We start from the raw sequence: 18,677 nt of genomic DNA on the forward strand, positions 1-18,677 counted from the left end.
GCTCCTACTTGAGAATGCATTCCTCTGTAGGAGCTGCCGAAGGCTGCGATCTTTTGCTTGATGCGATATCAGGCCAATGGGCACCGATCAAAAAACCGCTCCCGCCCCAGAATCATCAGCGCCGCGCGCTTGTGCGGGAAATCAAATTCCTTTTCGCAGTGGAAACACTGGTTGTGCATATGCCCGATCATCCTCGCGTTATCGGCACGCGGCTCGGCGACCACGCGCTGGGTGCGTGGGTCATCGAGAAACAGGTAATGCACCAGCGCCGATAACCAGCTCGCCACTTTGTGCGGGCCGCGATGGCTTTCCTCGCCGACCAGCATGTGAATCCCACGGTCGTAATCGCCGGCATCGTAGAACGGCGCGATGCGGTCTTCCTTGGCCCAGTAGGCTTCAAAATAGGCGAATGGCTGATCGTCAAAACAGCCGATCAGGGTCAGCGTGTGCGGATCGGCATCGAGCTTGCTCAGGTATTCGCGATGCTGCTCAAGGCTGCCCTCCTCCTGCCAGAAGCTCGCCACGCGCGGACTGTTCTGCCAGCGATTGAAGCGCGACAGGTCTTCTTCGATTTCCAGCGTACGCAGGGAAATCCACGCGCCGAGCCGCGCATCGAAACGTCGATAGACTTCACCCCGCGGCTTCACCGGGCGCAGCGGATGGCGCTTGCCCTGGCTGATGACCATTTGCTGCGGATAGCTGCCGGTCAGTGAAGCGCCGAGCCACGGTAGCGGCAGTTGCCAGAACAGCGTGCGCTCGCAGCGATATTCGCCAGCCACTTCGGTATTGATCAACAAACCGCTGAGCAATGCCTCGGTGGGCGGTTGGTCGAGTTGCCAGGTCAACTGCTGACACGCCGGGTCACGGGCGAACAACCAATAGCAGGCCGCCCACAAAGCTTGCCCGGGCGGCAGGGCGAAACGCTCGTCGAGCTGGATCGGGCCTTTGCCCTCGCGGTCGAGACGCAGCCGAATCAACGGCTGACCGTCCAGGCTCAGGCTCAAGCGGCTCTCGGTGGCATCAGCGATCAATTGACTGCCCGAGGGCAAGGCCAGGGCAGTCAGGTCATTCAGATTGGACATGGGTCGGGCTCACGTAATCGTCGACAGTTCAACGAAGTGACGTGAGCCGGGAGGGGAAATTTAAGCGCGGGACGAAAACCGCACCTCAGCGCTGAGGCACCGGCACCACCGCAATCCGGTACGGATCGAAGATCCTCAGCAATTCCCCGTTGTCGCGCAGCCCTTGCAGCAGCTTGCTGAAAGCTTCGCCAGTGATCGGAGCACTTGTGCGCAGAATCGCGTAGTGGTGATAGATCTGATCGGTACGCTGCGAGGGCAGCAAGGCGTCGCGGACCTTTTCGTTGCGCAGCAGGTAATCGAACAGATAGGAACGGGTCACCAGAGCAATGTCGGCGCGTCCGCGCAGGACCATCAGCAGGTTGCTGTCGTGGGAATAGGTCAGCGTGGCGTTGTAGTTTTTCGCGAGGTATTTCGGGTCGGCGTTGAAGTTGGCAAATTCGTAGTGATAACCGCTGAACAACGCCAGACGCTTGCCCGAAAGGCTGGAGAAATAGCTCTGCTGGCGGCCGTCTTCGCGTTGCGCGACGAAAATCTCGGCGTCTTCCAGGCCCATGTCGACGTCATCGTGGGGAATGTCTTTCCAGCCCCACTCGGGGTTTTCGAAGATCGCCATGTCGATGCGGCCCTGCTTGAAATCACCGAAGCGGCGCGGGATCGACGTCGGCACCAGGACGAACTGATAGTCGCTCTGCGAACTGTTCAACGCCTCGATCAATTGCGGCAACAGGCCGGTGTCGGCGCCGTTTTCCGGGCGAATCGTATAGGGCGGGAAATGCGCGGCGCCGACCCGGACCAATTGCGCTGACTGAACGGGCAATACCCATAACGCAGCCAGCGCAGCGAGCATCAGCCCGGCGGCTGTCCGAATTGGCGAAGACTTCAAAACACCCCACTCCCCGAAAAAAAATAGCGATCAATGCATTCAAGCTAGGCGGTTTCGCCGACTTAGCCAGTTTCCCGGCCGGTCCGACAACCGTTCAACGCGCTTCGAGGACCAGAATCAGCGCTTCATCGGCGAGTTGATCGAGGCTCAAACTGCCGCCGGCACGGAACCAGGTGGTGGTCCAGGACAGTGCGCCGGTGAGGAAACGTCGGGTAATAAAAACGTCGCCGCGAATATAACCGGCGTCCTTGGCCTCGCCCAGAACCTGCAGCCAGATGTCTTCATAAACGTCACGCAAAGCGAGGACTTTAGCCTGGCCGTCTTCGGACAATGAGCGCCATTCATACACCAGCACCGCCATCGCTTCGCCGCTGCCGCCCATGATCGACTGCAACTCGCAACGAATCAGTGCCAGGACTTTCTCGCGCACGTCGTTTGCCTCGGCCAGGGCTGCGCGCATCAACGCGGTGTTGTAGCGGATGGTTTCCTCCATCACCGCGCGAAGGATTTCATCCTTGCTTTTGAAGTGATGAAAAATGCTGCCCGACTGAATGCCCACGGCGCTGGCCAGATCGCGCACCGTGGTGCGCTCGTAGCCTTTGTTGCGAAACAGGTGAGCCGCCACTTGCAGCAATTTGCCACGGGCGCTGTCCGGGTCGGTCAACTGGCCTGACTCGACCAGTTCGCGCATGACCCGCAGGGCTTTTTGCTCGTCCACCCGTTCTCTCCTACAGTCGATCAGTGTGTTGCCCCCTGTAACCGCAGGGTTGCGCGCAATTTAAGCCGCGCGCGGGCACCAAGCAAGCGCTTGGGCAGAAGAATGTTTCCCCTGTTTACAAACCAAGCGCTTGCTTGGTAGCCTCCAGACACTTCTGTCGCAGGTCCCTGAGTCGGAGATAAAAATGCCAACCACCGTGCGTATCGGCTGCGCCAGCGCCTTTTGGGGCGATACCTCCACCGCTGCCGCCCAACTGGTGACGGGCGGAGACCTCGATTATCTGGTGTTCGATTATCTGGCCGAGATCACCATGTCGCTGATGGCCGGCGCGCGTCTCAAAGACCCGCAGGCCGGTTACGCCGGCGACTTCATCGAAGTGCTGACGCCGCTGCTGACGCAACTGGCCGAACAGCAGATCCGCGTGATCAGCAATGCCGGCGGGGTCAATCCGCAGGCCTGCGCGGCTGCCCTGCAAGCGGCGTGCGACCAGGCCGGGGTCAAGTTGAAGATTGCCGTGTTGCTCGGTGATGACCTGCAAGGACACCTCGAAAACCCCGCCGACATCCGCGAAATGTTCAGCGGCGCCCCGCTTCCACGCGTGTGCGTGTCGACCAACGCCTACCTCGGCGCGCCGGGGATTGTCGAAGCGTTGCGTCTGGGTGCCGACATCGTCATTACCGGTCGGGTGGTCGACAGCGCCGTGGTCAGCGCGGCGCTGGTCCACGAATTCGGCTGGTCGTGGCATGACTACGACAAACTCGCCCAGGCCGCGCTGGCCGGGCACATCATCGAATGCGGCGCGCAGTGCACCGGCGGCAATTTCACCGACTGGCGCGAGGTACCGGATTACGAGCACATCGGTTTTCCGATCGTCGAAGTCAGCGCCGATGGCCAGTTCCTCGTCAGCAAACCGGAAGACTCCGGCGGGCTGGTCACGCCGCTGACGGTCGGCGAGCAGATGCTCTATGAAATCGGCGATCCGCAGGCTTACTTGCTACCCGACGTGGTCTGCGACTTCACTCAGGTCAAACTCCAGCAGCAAGGCAAAAACGTCGTGCAGGTGCACGGTGCCAAAGGCCTGCCGCCCACCGACAAATACAAGGTCAGCGCCACTTGTCCGGACGGCTTTCGCTGTACGGCGAGTTGCCTGATGGCCGGCATCGACGCAGTGGACAAGGCGCGGCGGGTCAGCCAGGCAATCATCGACAAGACCGCCGAGATGTTCAGCCTGCGCGGCTGGGCGCCCTACAGCGAAACCCACGTCGAACTGCTCGGCAGCGAAGCCACCTATGGCCCCCACGCTCAGCGCCGCGACAGCCGCGAAGTGGTGATCAAAATCGCCGTGCGGCATCCCGACAAACGTGCGCTGGTGCTGTTTTCCAAAGAGATCGCCCAGGCTGCGACCGGTATGGCGCCTGGCTTGACCGGCATCGTCGGCGGTCGCCCGAACGTTTACCCAGTCATCCGCCTGTTCTCGTTTCTCATCGAAAAAAGCGCCTGCACCCTGCAAGTAGACATGGCTGGCGAGCGTCATCCGTGTGCCCTGCCCGCCGTGGTCGCTCTGGACAGTGCAGACTTGCCCGTCGCCCAGCATCCGCCCAAACCCCAGGGCCGCGCCGATGCCAGTGTGCCGCTGGTGAAACTGGCGGTGGCGCGCTCCGGCGACAAGGGCAACCACAGCAACATCGGCGTGATGCCGCGCCATCCCGATTACCTGCCGTGGATCGCCGAAGCGCTGACAACTTCGGTGGTGGTCGACTGGATGCGCCACGTCCTTGATCCAGTGCTCGGGCGTGTTGAACGCTGGTACCTGCCCGGCACCCACAGCCTCAACTTTCTCTTGGAAAACGCCCTCGGCGGTGGCGGTGTCGCCAGTCTGCGCATCGACCCGCAGGGCAAAGCCTTCGCCCAGCAATTATTGGAAATCCAGATCCCGGTGCCGCAGAGCATCGCCGAACAGCTCGACTAGAGGATGGTGTGCATGGCTTACGCGTCGGTTTTTCGCGCCGATCTGTTCAGCGGCCAGAACCTGATTGTCACCGGTGGCGGCAGCGGCATCGGTCGCTGCACCGCCCATGAACTGGCGGCGCTCGGCGCCCATGTGCTGCTGGTCGGGCGCAAGCCGGAAAAGCTTGAAAAGGTCGCCGCCGAAATCACCGAGGACGGCGGCCGCGCGCACTGGAAGGCTTGCGATATCCGCGATGAAGAAGCGGTCAGGCAACTGGTCAAAGAGCTGATCGCCGAACACGGGCCGATTCACGGTCTGGTCAACAACGCCGGGGGTCAGTACCCGTCGCCGCTGGCGTCGATCAATCAGAAGGGTTTCGAAACCGTGTTGCGCACCAATCTGGTCGGCGGTTTTCTGATGGCCCGCGAGGTGTTCAACCAGTCGATGAGCAAACACGGCGGCAGCATCGTCAACATGCTCGCCGACATGTGGGGCGGCATGCCCGGCATGGGCCACTCGGGCGCCGCGCGTTCGGGCATGGACAACTTCACCAAGACTGCCGCGTTCGAGTGGGGCTATGCCGGGGTGCGGGTCAACGCCGTGGCACCGGGCTGGATTGCGTCCAGCGGCATGGACACTTACGAAGGCGCATTCAAAGCGGTGATTCCGACCTTGCGCGAGCATGTGCCGCTCAAGCGCATCGGCACCGAGTCGGAAGTCAGTGCGGCGATCGTGTTTCTGCTCAGCCCGGCGGCGTCATTCATCAGCGGCACCACGGTGAAAATCGACGGCGCCGCCAGCCTCGGCAGTCGCGCCTGGCCGCTGCACAAGGCCAGCCACAGCGAATCCTTCAACGGCTTTCACCGCGCCTACTTACCAGAAGTGTTGCGTCCCGACGTGCCCAAGGACGAGGAATAAGCCATGGCGCAGATTCAGTCGCAACTCGACCCGCACAGCGAAGCGTTCGCGCACAACCGCGCCGCCATGCTCGCCGCCATCGAGCAGGTCCGGCAGCTTGAACAGAAGCTGCTGGACAAGGCCGCCGAAGCCAAAGACAAATTCAGCAAACGCGGGCAACTGTTGCCCCGCGAGCGTCTGAACCTGTTGCTCGACCCTGGCGCGCCGTTCCTCGAACTGGCCAGCCTCGCCGGCTACAAGTTGCACGACGACAAGGATGGCAGTTCGGCCGGTGGCGGGCTGATTGCCGGCATCGGTTACGTCTGCGGCATCCGTGCGATGGTGGTCGCCAACAACAGCGCGATCAAGGGCGGCACGATCTCGCCGAGCGGCCTGAAAAAATCCCTGCGCCTGCAACAGATCGCTCGGGAAAACAAACTGCCGATGATCACCCTCGCCGAAAGCGGCGGCGCCAATCTCAATTACGCGGCGGAGATTTTCGTCGAAGGCGCGCGCAGTTTTGCCAATCAGGCGCGCATGTCGGCCATGGGGTTGCCGCAGATCACCGTGGTGCACGGCTCGGCCACCGCGGGCGGCGCTTATCAACCGGGTTTGTCGGATTACGTGGTGGTGGTGCGCGGCAAGGCCAAGCTGTTCCTCGCCGGCCCGCCATTGCTCAAAGCGGCGACCGGCGAAGTGGCCAGCGATGAGGAGCTGGGTGGCGCCGAGATGCACGCGCAGGTCGCCGGTACCGCCGAATATCTGGCCGAGAACGATGCTGACGGAGTACGTCAGGTGCGCGAAATCATGCGCATGCTGCCATGGAATGCACAGCTGCCATGGCAGCCGGAGGCGCAATTCAAAGAACCGCTCTACCCCATCGATGAACTGCTCGGGTTGATCCCGGACGATGCGAAAAAGCCCTACGACGTGCGCGAAATCATCGCGCGGATCGCCGATGAATCGGATTTTCTCGAGTTCAAGGGCGAGTTCGATCAACAAACCATCTGCGGCCAATTGAAAATCCAGGGCCGCGCCTGCGGCTTCATCGGCAACAACGGTCCGATCACGCCGAACGGCGCGAGCAAGGCGGCGCAGTTCATCCAGTTGTGCGACCAGAGCCAGACGCCGCTGCTGTTTTTTCACAACACCACGGGTTTCATGGTCGGCACCGAATCGGAACAGCAAGGCGTGATCAAGCACGGCTCGAAACTGATTCAAGCGGTGGCCAACGCGCGGGTGCCTAAACTGACCATCGTCGTCGGCGGTTCCTACGGCGCCGGCAACTACGCGATGTGCGGGCGCGGTCTCGACCCGCGCTTCATCTTCGCCTGGCCCAACAGTCGCACCGCAGTGATGGGCGGTGCGCAGGCCGGCAAGGTTTTGCGCATCGTCACCGAGGCCAAACAGCTCAAGGACGGCATCGAGCCCGATCCGAAAATGCTCGACATGCTCGAGCAGATGACCGCGCAGAAACTCGACAGCCAGTCCACCGCACTGTACGGCAGCGCCAACCTGTGGGACGACGGCCTGATCGACCCGCGCGACACCCGCACCCTGCTCGGTTACTTGCTGGATATCTGCCACGAAGCCGACAGGCGTGCGCTGCAACCCAACAGCTTCGGCGTCAGCCGCTTCTGACCGCCACGGATCCTACGGAGAACAACAACAATGATCTTCACCCCGGAACACGAAGCCCTGCGCCGCACCGTCCGCCAGTTCGTCACGCACGAGATCAACCCGCACGTCGAAGAATGGGAAAAGGCCGGGCGCTTTCCCATCCACGATATTTTCCGCAAGGCCGGCGAACTGGGCCTGCTGGGCATTTCCAAACCGGAAAAATTCGGCGGCATGGGCCTCGATTACAGCTATTCGATTGTCGCCGCCGAAGAGTTCGGCACCATTCATTGCGGCGGGATTCCGATGTCGATCGGCGTGCAGACCGACATGTGCACTCCGGCATTGGCGCGTTTCGGCTCCGATGAACTGCGCGAAGAATTCCTCCGTCCGGCCATCACTGGCGAACAGGTGGGTTGCATCGGCGTTTCCGAAGTCGGCGCCGGCTCCGATGTCGCCGGGCTGAAGACCACGGCGCGCAAGGACGGCGACGACTACGTGATCAACGGCAGCAAGATGTGGATCACCAACTCGCCAAGCGCCGACTTCATCTGCCTGCTGGCCAACACCTCGGACGACAAGCCGCACATCAACAAGTCGCTGATCATGGTGCCGATGAACACCCCGGGAATCAGCCTCAGCTCGCACCTGGACAAGCTCGGCATGCGCAGCTCGGAAACCGCGCAGGTGTTCTTCGACAACGTGCACGTGCCGCAGCGCAACCGCATCGGCCATGAAGGCGCGGGGTTCATGATGCAGATGCTGCAGTTCCAGGAAGAACGCCTGTTCGGCGCGGCGAACATGATCAAAGGCCTGGAATATTGCATCGACAGCACCATCGAGTACTGCAAGGAGCGCAAGACCTTCGGCAATACGCTGATCGACAATCAGGTCATCCACTTCCGCCTCGCCGAATTGCAGACCGAAATCGAATGCCTGCGTGCGCTGGTCTATCAGGCCACCGAGCAATACATCAAAGGCCAGGACGTCACGCGACTGGCGTCGATGGCCAAGCTCAAGGCCGGACGCCTCGGCCGCGAAGTCAGTGACAGCTGCCTGCAATACTGGGGCGGCATGGGTTTCATGTGGGACAACCCGGTGGCCCGCGCCTACCGCGATGTGCGCCTGGTGTCGATTGGCGGCGGCGCCGACGAAATCATGCTGGGCATCATCTGCAAACTGATGGGCATCCTGCCGGGGAAAAAGAAATGAGCGGCCTGCCGGATTGCCAGACGCTGTTGCTGGAACTGCATGGCGGCGTGCTGCATATCACTCTCAACCGCCCGGACAGCCGCAACGCGATGAGCCTGCAAATGGTCGCCGAACTGCGCGCGGTGCTGGCGGCGATACGCGATGACCGCGCGGTGCGGGCCCTGGTGCTCAGCGGTGCCGGCGGGCATTTCTGCGCCGGTGGCGACATCAAGGACATGGCCAACGCACGGGCGCAGGGCACGGAGGCTTACCGTGAGTTGAACCGGGCGTTCGGCGCGTTGCTGGAGGAAGCCCAGCACACGCCGCCAGTGCTGATCACTGTGCTGCAAGGCGCGGTGCTCGGCGGCGGATTCGGTCTGGCCTGTGTCAGCGATATCGCTTTGGCCGATCACAAGGCGCAGTTCGGGTTGCCGGAAACCAGCCTCGGCCTGATCCCGGCGCAAATCGCGCCGTTTGTGGTGCAACGGATCGGCCTGACCGAAACCCGCCGACTCGCGCTGACGGCGGCGCGTTTCGACGGCGCCGAGGCGCAGCGATTGGGGCTGGTGCATTTCGTTGAACAGGATGCGCAAGCGCTGGCCGAACGGCTGGATGAAGTGTTGCAACAGGTGCTGCGCTGCGCCCCGCAAGCGAATGCGATGACCAAGAAATTGCTGTTGGCGAGTGCCGGGCAACCGTCGAATGAATTGCTGGACGACGCGGCGCAGTGGTTCAGCGCGGCGGTAACTGGAGACGAAGGGATCGAGGGGACTCTGGCTTTTGTGCAAAAGCGCAAACCGCGGTGGGTCAACTAAAAGCTTCGCGAGCAGGCTCGCTCCCACAGGTCGAAATTGCATTGCAAATGTGGGAGCGAGCCTGCTCGCGATGAGGCCATCACATTCACCGCCATCATTTCAGGAAATTCACCATGCCCACCCTCCACAAAATCCTGATCGCCAACCGCGGTGAAATCGCCTGCCGCATCCAGCGCACGGCCCAGGCGCTGGGCTATCGCACCGTCGCGGTGTTCAGCGATGCCGACGCCGATGCGCTGCATGTGCAAATGGCCGATCAGGCGGTGCACATCGGCCCGGCGCCGGTGCAGCAGTCCTACCTCAACATTCCGGCGATCATCGAAGCCGCCCGACGCAGCGGCGCCGATGCGATTCACCCCGGCTACGGCTTCCTCTCGGAAAACGCCGATTTCGCCCGCGCCTGCGCCGAAGCCGGGCTGATCTTCATCGGCCCCAGCGCCGACGCGATCGAACTGATGGGCAGCAAACGCCTGTCGAAGATCGCCATGCTTGATGCCGGTGTTCCATGCATTGCCGGCTACCAGGGCGCCGCGCAGGACGACGCGACCCTGCTGGCCGAGGCCGAGCGCATCGGTTATCCGCTGATGATCAAGGCCAGCGCCGGTGGCGGTGGACGCGGCATGCGCCTGGTGCACGAGGCCAGCGAACTGGCGGCGCAACTGCGCACGGCTCGTTCCGAAGCACTGAACGGTTTCGGCAGTGACGAGTTGATCCTTGAACAGGCACTGATCGAACCCCGCCATGTGGAAGTGCAGCTGTTCGGCGATCAGCACGGCCATCTGGTCTACCTCGGCGAACGCGATTGCTCAATTCAGCGGCGCCATCAGAAAGTCATCGAAGAAGCACCCTGCCCGGTGATGACCGCCGAGCTGCGCCAGGCCATGGGCGAGGCGGCGCTCAAGGCCGCGCGCGCGGTGGATTACGTCGGCGCTGGCACCGTGGAGTTTCTGCTCGACGCGCGCGGGCAGTTTTACTTTCTGGAGATGAACACGCGCCTGCAGGTCGAACACCCGGTGACGGAAATGATCACCGGACTTGATCTGGTCGCATGGCAGTTGCTGGTCGCCGAAGGCCAGCCGCTACCGCTGACGCAGGAACAGATCCATCTCGACGGTCACGCCATGGAAGTGCGCCTCTACGCTGAAGATCCCGCCGCGGACTTTCTCCCGCAAACCGGCCGGATCGCCGCATGGCAGCCAGCGCTGGGGCACGGCGCGCGCATCGATCACGGTCTGCTTGAAGGTCAGTCGGTCAGCCCGTTCTACGATCCGATGCTGGGCAAACTGATCGCCCACGGCGCCACTCGTGAAGAGGCGCGGCGCAAGTTGTTGCGTGCGGTGCAGGACACCGTGCTGCTCGGGGTGCAGAGCAATCAACGTTTGCTCGAAGGCCTGCTGCAACATCCGCAGTTCATCAGTGGCGACTTCAGCACCGCTTTCATCCAGCAGCACTTTTCCAGCCACGCCAGTCTCAACACCCATGTGCCAACGACGGAGCAACTGGCGATTGCCGTGGTGTTGTTCTATCAGGCCAGCGCCCTGCCCCATCGCGCCCCTTTGAACGGCTGGCGCAACAACGCCAGTGTGCCGTTGCACTATCTACTCGGCAGTGACGAGCAGGACTGGGCACTGTCAGTGCTGGCGCGCAAATCCGGCGAATGCGTCGTGCAGGTCGCCGAACGCACGCTGGAATTGAAAGTCATCGAGCACACCGCGCAATCGGTCACCATGGAGGTCGACGGTCTGCGCCAGCGCCACGCCTATCGTCTGCACGACGGGCAGCTCTGGCTGTTCACCCATCCGGGCAGCCTGCGCCTGGAGGATCGAACTCATGCGCAGATCGGCAGTCAGACCAGCGTCGCCTCCGGCACCCTGAAAGCACCGATGGACGGTGCCATTGTCGACGTGCTGGTCAGCGAGGGCAGTACGGTCAGCAAGGGTCAATTGCTGGTGGTGCTGGAGGCAATGAAAATGGAGCATCCGCTGAAAGCCGGCATCGATGGCGTGCTCAAACGGGTGCAAGTGAAGGTCGGCGATCAGGTAAAAAATCGTCAGGTTCTGTTGCAGGTCGAGTAGTCGCCCGGACACAAGCGCGGGGTTTGACTACGCTCTGATAAATCAGAACGCGGAAATCAGGAACCCTGCGATGCCCCATTGGCTGGTCATAGATCTGGAAGCCACCACAGACGAGGGTGGCTGGCCGGTGACGGAAATGGAAATTATCGAGATCGGTGCGACGCTGGTCGATCGTGCCGGGCGCGAGCAGGATCACTTCCAGCGCTTCGTCAAACCGACCCGCCGGCCATTGCTGACGCCGTTCTGTCGGGAGCTGACGCACATCACCCAGGCCAACATCGATTCGGCACAACCGCTGAGCGAGGTCTGGCCGGCTTTCGAGCGCTGGCTGGCGCAGCATCAGGCTCGCCTTGAAGGCTGGGCCAGTTGGGGCGGTTACGATCGCCAGCAGCTGCTGCAGGAATGGCAGCGCCTGAACATCGACAGTGGCCTGAGCAAAGTGCCGCACATGAACCTCAAACAACGCTTCGCCAAGGCCCGCCGCCTGGAACGACCGCTTGGGCTCAACGGCGCGCTGCAACTGGCGGGCATGCAGTTCAGCGGTCAACAGCATCGTGCCCTGGAAGATGCGCGCAATACTGCACGATTACTGCCGCTGGTCCTGCCGCTTTAGGGGCGTGACGAGGTTGCAAGCCTTGTGCATACTGGCCGCCCCCTTTCAAGCCCTTTTCGAGGAATCCGCCCATGTTTAAAGTCAACGAGTACTTCGACGGCACCGTCAAGTCGATCGCCTTTGGCACCGCTGAAGGTCCGGCGACCATTGGCGTCATGGCCCCGGGCGAATACGAATTCGGCACCAGCCAGCGGGAAATCATGCACGTCGTTTCCGGCGCGCTGAGCGTAAAACTGCCAGACAGCAGCGACTGGGAAACCTTCGCCGCCGGCAGCCAGTTCAACGTCCCCGCCAACAGCAAGTTCCAGCTGAAAGTCGCCGTCGATACCGCTTACCTGTGCGAATACCGCGGCTGATCCCGCCGGTTTCACCGCGCAAAAAAATGCCCGTGTCCAGAAGACACGGGCATTTTTCATTTCAGCGACAGCCTATTCGAGAACTTCCACCGGCATGCCGACTTCCAGGCGGCCGTTGCCGTCGTTGACCAGATTCTGCCCGAACATTGCGCCATCGGCGGTAGAGCGGTGCTTTTGCAGTGTCGCAAAAGGCTCGCGATCAGCGCTGCGCTCACCGGTTTGCGGGTCGACCGTGGTCATGATGCAGCGCGCGCACGGCTTGACCACGCGGAATTCGATGTCGCCGATGCGAATACGCTTCCAGTTGTCCTCAGCGTAAGGCGCGCTGCCTTCGATGACCAGGTTCGGGCGGAAACGCAGCATCTCCAGCGGTCGTCCGACTGTTTCCGCAAGCGCCAGCCGCGAGGCTTCACCGATCAGCAGCAACGGATAACCGTCCGCGAACGCCACTTGATCATCGTCCTTGCCGAATCCCGACTGGGTGGTGCGCGCCCGCTCCAGTGGCATTTGCACCAGACGCGTCGGTTTGCCGAGGAAGTCGCTGACAAATCGCGCGGCTTGATCACCGGCGTCCGGCACACGCAGGGTGTCACGCCAGATCGTCACCCCGCGCAGCTCGGCGTCGGCCGCAGGCAATGGGACTTCGATGGACCCCTGGTCTGGAGCGCTCAGGGTCAGACCGCCGCTGGCATTCCACAATGCCGACAACTGACTCATTTTCGCTTCGGCGCGCTGGGTCAGAAAGCGTCCGCTGGCCTCGTCCACCAACATCCAGCGTCGATCGCCCGCCAGGCCCAGCTTGTCCAGCTCGATGCTTTGCAGGATTTCGCCCTTGCCGGATTTCAACGGGTAACGATAAAGCGCGCTCAGACGCAGCATGGCCAGCTCCCTGATGGAAAAACGCCACCCTATACGAGCTTCAATGCTGAATCAAAGCCGTAGTGGGTTTGAACATATCCGTTGTGGGAGCGAGCCTGCTCGCGAAAGCGCAGGCCCAGACAGCATTGATGGTGAATGTGCCGGCGTCTTCGCAAGCAGGCTCGCTCTCACAGGAAGCAAAATCTGCGTGTTTCAGGCTGGCACGGCGTCGAGCATCAGGCGCTGGCGCACCACATCGACCAGTTTGTCCGGCTGGAACTTGGACAGGAAGTTGTCGCAGCCGACCTTCTTCACCATCGAGTCGTTGAAACTGCCAGACAGCGAGGTGTGCAGCACTACGTACAAGCCACGCAGACGCGGGTCGTTGCGGATTTCCGTGGTCAGACGATAGCCGTCCATTTCCGGCATTTCTGCGTCGGTGAAGATCATCAGCAGTTTGTCGGTCATGTGCACGCCGGTATCGGCCCAGGCCTTGAGCATGTTCAAGGCTTTCAAACCGTCGCTGGCGATGTGCATTTTCACCCCGAGCTGGCCGAGGGTGTCGCGCAATTGCGAAAGCGCCACGTTGGAATCATCCACCAGTAACACTTCGCGCCCACGGGCGCGCTCCAGTACCGGGTCGTCGAGTTTCTCGCGCGAGACCTTGGCGTTGTACGGGACGATTTCGGCGAGGACTTTTTCCACGTCGATGATCTCGACCAGTTGATCGTCGACCTTGCTGATCGCAGTCAGGTAATGCTGGCGGCCGGCACTGGTCGGCGGCGGCAGAATGGCTTCCCAGTTCATGTTGACGATGCGGTCGACACCGCCAACAAGGAAGGCCTGCACCGAACGGTTGTATTCGGTGACGATGATCGTGCTGTTCGGGCCCGGCACCAGTGGGCGCATGCCGATCGCCTGGGACAGGTCGATCACTGGCAATGTCTGGCCGCGCAGATTGACCACGCCGCAGACAAAGGGATGACGCTGCGGCATCAGGGTCAGCTTCGGCAGTTGCAGTACTTCCTGAACCTTGAACACGTTGATCGCGAACAACTGGCGTCCGGCCAGGCGAAACATGAGGATTTCCAGGCGATTCTCACCCACCAGTTGCGTGCGTTGGTCTACCGTGTCGAGAATGCCGGCCATCAATGACTCCTGGGCTTGTTCTGATGAATTCACTATGGGGGTTTATCGGCCGCGTTCAGCTAATCTTGATTGCTGTAAGCAGCGCCGGTAAAAATGCCATAAACGCCCATTGATGTCACACTGACATCATGCTTTACTGGCGTTGGTGATTTCATCTGCTAGATTCATTGCGGCGCGACCTCGGTTTGCACGTTAGGTTCCCGCGCCTAAGGGATTCCCCTAGCCACAATCAGGCCCAACCTGATATTCGCCCTTTCCAATAGCCATTACTGTGACGCCATTCTCATTGCATGAACGGAGTCAGGCTATTGTGTGCGATCGCAATTCAGTGGCAACCCACCCTCTGGAACCCCTCGGTCCGTGCACCTGCACCGCCGGGAGCGATCTGCCGACGATCCACGATCGTCGCCACACACGGCCATCCGTCAACCAACACGACGTGGTGGAGATGAACATGCCAATCGACCGTAAAGACTGGGCGCAGCGCTTCCCCGAATTTCTGGTCGAGGCCGAAACGCTTCTCGCCAAGTCCGAAGAATGCCTGAATCACCTGCAACTGATCAGCAATGACAAGGATGCCATCGACTGCATGCTCGGCACCCTGCTAAAGTTGGCGGGCCGGGCCGAAGCATTGGCGCTGGAAGCGATCTCCGAGTTTTCCCTGCACATCTACAACCTGCTGAATCTGACCCAGGGTCATGTCGACCTGCACGAGCAGGCCCTCGATGCGCTGCGAGACTGCTTCACCCTGATGGCGTGGCAGCTTGAACTGGTCGATCCTAAAACCGGCCAACTGAGCCTCGATGAAAGCGAGCAGGCAGCCTTGCTTGAAGCGTTCGCGGCGCACATGGATCAGGACGCCCTTGAGCCGAAGACGGCGAGCAAACGTTTGCTCCCTTCGTCTCTGACGGCGCGCCAGGCTTGAGAAACCAGGCCGCGATACTGTCGTAATTGAATAGTTGATACCTGCCAGCGACAATCCGGGCCAAATAATCCGCCCGACCAACGGCTGATTTCCAAGTGCCGGCATCAGGGTTTTCCCTGTGTGCACCCGGCGATACTTCCAGGCAAATCGAAGTCGTCCAAATACAATAATTCCAACTTTTCCAATATGGAACTTGCGTCCACGATCCGGTATTTCCTGACCAGATAGACATATATAGCGACCGCGACCAACGGTATGTTAAGTGGTATTATGCCGCCGGTTAGTTGCCTGCCGATTAATGGCACACTGACTTCAGCGTTTCGGTACCGATGTTATTGCCGGTCAATGATTGCTTAACGAATGCGGTTTGAATCAATAACATAATTGACAGTATTTCCACACAGAGATCCGCCCCTTACCGGCCGGTCTGCCCGCAGCGAACATCCATTGGCTCCATCCGTTATGTACGCCAGTCTCAAGTCACTCATTACATGGCCACCCTCACGGGAAAACGCCCGGCGCTTCACACTGGTGCTGTGTGTTCTGGCGACCCTTGGCAGTTTACTGGCCTATTGTTTTTCCGCGAGCATTCCGTTGGGGTTGCTGGCGATCGAGATCGCCGCGACCGCCTGCGTCTGGGTGCAATATCGTTTGTCGCGCAAGTCGATCAAGTTCCAGCCGCAAGAGCTGGCCGATCGTCTGCTGCAAGTCCAGGAAAACGAACGGCACCGCCTCAGCCGCGAATTACATGACGATATCGGCCAATTGCTCACCGCCGCCAAACTGCAAAGTGACTGGCTCAAGCGTCGCCTGCCGGAAGAGCTGCAGGAACAATGCGCGGTGCTGTGCGACACGCTGGACGAAACCCTGACCAAAGTGCGTGACGTCTCGGCCATTCTCAATCCGCGGCAATTGACCAGTCTGGGGCTTGAAGCCAGCTTGCGTGCGCATTTGCTCAAGACGCTGGCCAACAGCTCGGTCAACTGGAGCCTCGACTGCCAGCAACGGCTCAACGGCATTCCCGAGGAAATGGCCGTCGCGGCGTTTCGCATCGCTCAGGAAGCCGTGACCAATATCCTGCGCCACGCACAGGCAAAAAATCTGTTGATTCGAGTGCAGCGTCTGCCGCAAGGTCTGACTCTGCTGATCAGCGATGACGGTCTCGGTTTCGCCCCGGCGGCCGACCCGGCCAGAGAAGGCCAACGCGGCATGGCCGGGATGGCCGAGCGCATCGAACAGTTGGGCGGCACATTGAGCGTTGTCAGCGAGCCGGGCAAAGGCACAAGAATCGAAGCACTTTTCCCCTGGGCGCCGCGAGCGCTCGAACGGGCCAGTACGAATAAGGTTATGCGTTGACTTGTAACTTACTTCTGGTGGATGACCACTCGCTGATCAGGGCCGGCGTGCGCGCTCTGGTACTGGATATTCCCGGTTACGCGGTAATCGGCGAAGCCAATGATGGTTCGCAACTGCTCGAAATGGTCGAGCAATTGAGCCCCGACATCGTATTGCTGGACATTTCGATGAGGGAAACCGGGGGCCTGGAAGCGCTGCAACGCCTCAAGCGCGTGCGCCCGCAGAGCAAGGTGCTGATCCTGTCGATGCACACCGATCCGGCGCTGATCATGCAGGCGCTGGAGTCCGGTGCCCATGGTTACCTGCTCAAGGACACCACGGCCACCGAGCTCGAACACGCACTGGAAGCCCTGCGCAACAACGAACGCTACCTCAGCCCCGCCATTGCTCATACGGTGATCAACCAGGCTTTGACTCGTAACCAGAAGAGCCAGCCGGACATCGCCGATTCGCACAACCTGACGGCGCGCCAGCTGGAGATCCTTCGGCTGATCGTACGAGGCAAATCCACCCGGGAAATCGCCAACGGCCTGGGCTTGAGCGTCAAGACCGTGGAAACCCATCGCGCGCAGATCATGAAACGCCTGCAGATCTACGACGTAGCGGGTCTGGTACTGTTCGCCGTGCGTGAACAGATCATCAGCCTGGATGACTGATTGACGCTTGTGGGCCCAATAGCGGCGAGTCTTTCGGCAGGTGCACCTGCAACGCTGCGGGTTTCGCCACGAAGCGCAGACTGTCGCCTTCCAGCGGCTCGCCGTCGAGATTGATACTCAGCCCTTCGGCGACCTTGATCTCGACCCACGGCAACCGCGCGCGTACAAACATGTTGTCGAGGCCAAAGCCCTCGCTCAGCAAATTCTTCAGTGTCCCGACCAGTTCCTGCGGCGCCGGCAAAATGCTGATATCCAGCAGACCGTCGTCGACTCGCGCCTCGGGGCACAACACATGCCCGCCACCCGCCTGCCGCCCGTTGCCGATGCCCAGTGCCAGCAGTTCGCCCTGCCAATGGAAATCCGGCCCCTGCAACTCACCGTAAGCGGCGTGCAGCTCGCTGAACCGGGTCAGGCCAGTGAACAGATAAGCCGCGCCACCCAGGACCTTTTTCAGGTCTTCCGAGGTATTGGCGGTGACCTGGCTGCCGAATCCACCCGTCGCCATGTTGAGGAAAATCTGCCCGCCGACTTCGCCCAGATCGATATCCGAAGGCTCGACGTCCAGCAGATCGAGGGCCTGCGCCGGCTCCAGGGAAATGCCGGCAGCCCGGGAAAAATCGTTGGCGGTGCCCAGTGGCAGCAAGACGAGACTGGCTTGTTGCGGATGCTGAGCCAATGCTTCGGCGATATCACGCAAGGTGCCGTCGCCGCCGCCGGCGATGATTTTCGTGTAGCCGGCGGCCAGCGCGTCTTCTACCAGACGCTGGGCGTCGCCGGCTTCCCAGGTCACTCGCACCGCAAGCTCCCAGCCTGACTCGCGCCTGGCCTCGACAGCGGCGCGGACATCCTCGTTGAGTGCCTGTTTGCCATGCAAGATCAGCAGTGCCCGGCGTTCACTCATAACGTCACTCCAAGAATTGAATCGGTTGAAACATCTTGACCACGGCGTGCCTCGAAAAAGCCACCGGGGAGAGCAATTAATTCCTGTTAGAACAGCAAGCTTCCTGCACAGCGGTATTTTTTCTTACGAAACAACAGGAATCGGCTTAATTGACCGCGCCCGGCCCTTGGGTCACCGTGTGCTGGCAGCATCAACCTTCAACCCAATTACACAAGGATGTGCCGGTAATGAACGGATCCCCCCCGATTTATTTTCATGAATCGCGTCATGGAAACATCAGCAAGCGTGCAGTTGATTCATTCAGCGAGTACTTCCATGCACAACCATGAAACCAAGGCACCGGTGAGCCCGGTCGCGGCGCTCGCCGAAAGTCGTGCCAGTAAAAAAGCGGATTTTTGCAACAACGCCAAACCCACTGGAGAGTTTGATATGGAGCCCCGTGTCAGCGAGCTGGAAACCCATTTCAAATACATGCGCCGCGACATGGACGAAATGCTCAATGACGTCCGTACCATCAAACACCGTCTGGCGTATTCGGCGGGTGCGACCGCTGTCATCCTGGGACTGCTGGGATGGGTGGCCAACAGCCGATTCGACCAGTTGGTGACACTGATCAGCAACTGACCGAACCAATCGT

19 protein-coding genes are annotated in these 18,677 nt (G+C 60.9%); 13 read left to right on the forward strand and 6 right to left on the reverse strand.

Annotation, left to right across the window (positions count from 1 at the left end):
- Positions 1 to 68 precede the first annotated feature (68 nt).
- The 3 genes from DCO47_RS08905 to DCO47_RS08915 form a co-directional block, all read right to left on the reverse strand.
- Positions 69 to 1,082 (reverse strand): GNAT family N-acetyltransferase, encoded by a 1,014-nt coding sequence (locus DCO47_RS08905; protein ID WP_116657936.1) that lies wholly within the window; start codon positions 1,080 to 1,082, stop codon positions 69 to 71.
- 85 nt (positions 1,083 to 1,167) lie between these two features.
- A complete protein-coding gene (locus tag DCO47_RS08910) occupies positions 1,168 to 1,965 on the reverse strand; it encodes an ABC transporter substrate-binding protein (RefSeq protein ID WP_116657937.1) in 798 nt (265 codons plus the stop codon).
- A gap of 94 nt (positions 1,966 to 2,059) precedes the next feature.
- On the reverse strand, positions 2,060 to 2,683 hold the full coding sequence (locus DCO47_RS08915) for a TetR/AcrR family transcriptional regulator (RefSeq protein WP_042607845.1): 624 nt from the start codon (positions 2,681 to 2,683) through the stop codon (positions 2,060 to 2,062).
- A gap of 184 nt (positions 2,684 to 2,867) precedes the next feature.
- On the opposite strand from DCO47_RS08915, the gene DCO47_RS08920 reads away from it, so the two are divergent.
- From DCO47_RS08920 to DCO47_RS08955, 8 genes are all read left to right on the forward strand, one after another.
- The gene (locus DCO47_RS08920; RefSeq protein ID WP_116657938.1) at positions 2,868 to 4,652 is read left to right on the forward strand and encodes an acyclic terpene utilization AtuA family protein; all 1,785 of its coding nucleotides are present in this window, start codon (positions 2,868 to 2,870) and stop codon (positions 4,650 to 4,652) included.
- Between the two features lie 12 nt (positions 4,653 to 4,664).
- Positions 4,665 to 5,549, forward strand: coding sequence for an SDR family oxidoreductase (locus DCO47_RS08925; RefSeq protein ID WP_116657939.1), 885 nt, complete (start codon positions 4,665 to 4,667; stop codon positions 5,547 to 5,549).
- 3 nt (positions 5,550 to 5,552) lie between these two features.
- Positions 5,553 to 7,169 carry a geranyl-CoA carboxylase subunit beta gene (atuC, locus tag DCO47_RS08930; RefSeq protein WP_116657940.1) on the forward strand — a complete coding sequence of 539 codons (1,617 nt, stop codon included), beginning with the start codon at positions 5,553 to 5,555 and terminating at the stop codon, positions 7,167 to 7,169.
- 30 nt (positions 7,170 to 7,199) lie between these two features.
- Complete coding sequence (gene atuD, locus DCO47_RS08935; protein ID WP_116657941.1) at positions 7,200 to 8,357, forward strand: citronellyl-CoA dehydrogenase; 1,158 nt, start codon at positions 7,200 to 7,202, stop codon at positions 8,355 to 8,357.
- Positions 8,354 to 9,151 carry an enoyl-CoA hydratase/isomerase family protein gene (locus DCO47_RS08940; RefSeq protein WP_116657942.1) on the forward strand — a complete coding sequence of 266 codons (798 nt, stop codon included), beginning with the start codon at positions 8,354 to 8,356 and terminating at the stop codon, positions 9,149 to 9,151. The genes atuD and DCO47_RS08940 overlap by 4 nt, the downstream gene beginning before the upstream one ends.
- Positions 9,152 to 9,264: 113 nt before the next feature.
- On the forward strand, positions 9,265 to 11,226 hold the full coding sequence (locus tag DCO47_RS08945) for an acetyl/propionyl/methylcrotonyl-CoA carboxylase subunit alpha (protein WP_116657943.1): 1,962 nt from the start codon (positions 9,265 to 9,267) through the stop codon (positions 11,224 to 11,226).
- 70 nt (positions 11,227 to 11,296) lie between these two features.
- Complete coding sequence (locus tag DCO47_RS08950) at positions 11,297 to 11,839, forward strand: exonuclease domain-containing protein (RefSeq protein ID WP_064361558.1); 543 nt, start codon at positions 11,297 to 11,299, stop codon at positions 11,837 to 11,839.
- Positions 11,840 to 11,910: 71 nt separating this feature from the next.
- Entirely contained in the window at positions 11,911 to 12,195 is a 285-nt protein-coding gene (locus DCO47_RS08955; protein ID WP_039759849.1) for a pyrimidine/purine nucleoside phosphorylase, read from the forward strand.
- A 72-nt stretch (positions 12,196 to 12,267) separates the two neighbouring features.
- Here the strand turns inward: DCO47_RS08955 and DCO47_RS08960 are convergent, their stop codons facing one another.
- Both DCO47_RS08960 and DCO47_RS08970 read right to left on the reverse strand, forming a co-directional pair.
- Entirely contained in the window at positions 12,268 to 13,074 is an 807-nt protein-coding gene (locus tag DCO47_RS08960) for an MOSC domain-containing protein (RefSeq protein WP_064361557.1), read from the reverse strand.
- A gap of 192 nt (positions 13,075 to 13,266) precedes the next feature.
- Positions 13,267 to 14,202, reverse strand: a complete 936-nt coding sequence (locus DCO47_RS08970; protein WP_016770829.1) for a chemotaxis protein CheV — start codon at positions 14,200 to 14,202, stop codon at positions 13,267 to 13,269.
- Positions 14,203 to 14,656: 454 nt separating this feature from the next.
- Between DCO47_RS08970 and DCO47_RS08975 the strand changes: the two genes are divergently transcribed.
- The 3 genes from DCO47_RS08975 (at position 14,657) to DCO47_RS08985 (ending at position 17,139) form a co-directional block, all read left to right on the forward strand.
- Positions 14,657 to 15,127 carry a hypothetical protein gene (locus DCO47_RS08975; protein ID WP_064361556.1) on the forward strand — a complete coding sequence of 157 codons (471 nt, stop codon included), beginning with the start codon at positions 14,657 to 14,659 and terminating at the stop codon, positions 15,125 to 15,127.
- Between the two features lie 462 nt (positions 15,128 to 15,589).
- The gene (locus tag DCO47_RS08980; protein WP_064361555.1) at positions 15,590 to 16,483 is read left to right on the forward strand and encodes a sensor histidine kinase; all 894 of its coding nucleotides are present in this window, start codon (positions 15,590 to 15,592) and stop codon (positions 16,481 to 16,483) included.
- Complete coding sequence (locus DCO47_RS08985; RefSeq protein ID WP_042607856.1) at positions 16,480 to 17,139, forward strand: response regulator transcription factor; 660 nt, start codon at positions 16,480 to 16,482, stop codon at positions 17,137 to 17,139. Before DCO47_RS08980 ends, DCO47_RS08985 begins: the two co-directional genes overlap by 4 nt.
- Here the strand turns inward: DCO47_RS08985 and yegS are convergent.
- Entirely contained in the window at positions 17,123 to 18,040 is a 918-nt protein-coding gene (yegS, locus tag DCO47_RS08990) for a lipid kinase YegS (RefSeq protein ID WP_116657945.1), read from the reverse strand. The genes DCO47_RS08985 and yegS overlap by 17 nt on opposite strands.
- A 25-nt stretch (positions 18,041 to 18,065) precedes the next feature.
- Between yegS and DCO47_RS26910 the strand changes: the two genes are divergently transcribed.
- Positions 18,066 to 18,299: a hypothetical protein gene (locus tag DCO47_RS26910; protein WP_133247397.1), complete on the forward strand. Its 234-nt coding sequence runs from the start codon at positions 18,066 to 18,068 to the stop codon at positions 18,297 to 18,299.
- Between the two features lie 56 nt (positions 18,300 to 18,355).
- Entirely contained in the window at positions 18,356 to 18,664 is a 309-nt protein-coding gene (locus tag DCO47_RS27105) for a hypothetical protein (protein WP_172667884.1), read from the forward strand.
- The last annotated feature ends 13 nt before the right edge of the window (positions 18,665 to 18,677 follow it).

It is taken from the genome of Pseudomonas sp. NDM (assembly GCF_003105095.1).
In the GTDB taxonomy this organism is placed as follows: Bacteria; Pseudomonadota; Gammaproteobacteria; order Pseudomonadales; family Pseudomonadaceae; genus Aquipseudomonas; species Aquipseudomonas moraviensis_A.

Bases quoted from the DNA above. Each gene is read 5' to 3' on its own strand.
- DCO47_RS08905 (WP_116657936.1), bottom strand. From the start codon at position 1,082: ATGTCCAATCTGAATGACCTGACTGCCCTGGCCTTGCCCTCGGGCAGT.
- DCO47_RS08920 (WP_116657938.1), top strand. From the start codon at position 2,868: ATGCCAACCACCGTGCGTATCGGCTGCGCCAGCGCCTTTTGGGGCGAT.
- DCO47_RS08925 (WP_116657939.1), top strand. From the start codon at position 4,665: ATGGCTTACGCGTCGGTTTTTCGCGCCGATCTGTTCAGCGGCCAGAAC.
- atuC (WP_116657940.1), top strand. From the start codon at position 5,553: ATGGCGCAGATTCAGTCGCAACTCGACCCGCACAGCGAAGCGTTCGCG.
- atuD (WP_116657941.1), top strand. From the start codon at position 7,200: ATGATCTTCACCCCGGAACACGAAGCCCTGCGCCGCACCGTCCGCCAG.
- DCO47_RS08940 (WP_116657942.1), top strand. From the start codon at position 8,354: ATGAGCGGCCTGCCGGATTGCCAGACGCTGTTGCTGGAACTGCATGGC.
- DCO47_RS08945 (WP_116657943.1), top strand. From the start codon at position 9,265: ATGCCCACCCTCCACAAAATCCTGATCGCCAACCGCGGTGAAATCGCC.
- DCO47_RS08950 (WP_064361558.1), top strand. From the start codon at position 11,297: ATGCCCCATTGGCTGGTCATAGATCTGGAAGCCACCACAGACGAGGGT.
- DCO47_RS08955 (WP_039759849.1), top strand. From the start codon at position 11,911: ATGTTTAAAGTCAACGAGTACTTCGACGGCACCGTCAAGTCGATCGCC.
- DCO47_RS08960 (WP_064361557.1), bottom strand. From the start codon at position 13,074: ATGCTGCGTCTGAGCGCGCTTTATCGTTACCCGTTGAAATCCGGCAAG.
- DCO47_RS08970 (WP_016770829.1), bottom strand. From the start codon at position 14,202: ATGGCCGGCATTCTCGACACGGTAGACCAACGCACGCAACTGGTGGGT.
- DCO47_RS08975 (WP_064361556.1), top strand. From the start codon at position 14,657: ATGCCAATCGACCGTAAAGACTGGGCGCAGCGCTTCCCCGAATTTCTG.
- DCO47_RS08980 (WP_064361555.1), top strand. From the start codon at position 15,590: ATGTACGCCAGTCTCAAGTCACTCATTACATGGCCACCCTCACGGGAA.
- yegS (WP_116657945.1), bottom strand. From the start codon at position 18,040: ATGAGTGAACGCCGGGCACTGCTGATCTTGCATGGCAAACAGGCACTC.
- DCO47_RS27105 (WP_172667884.1), top strand. From the start codon at position 18,356: ATGCACAACCATGAAACCAAGGCACCGGTGAGCCCGGTCGCGGCGCTC.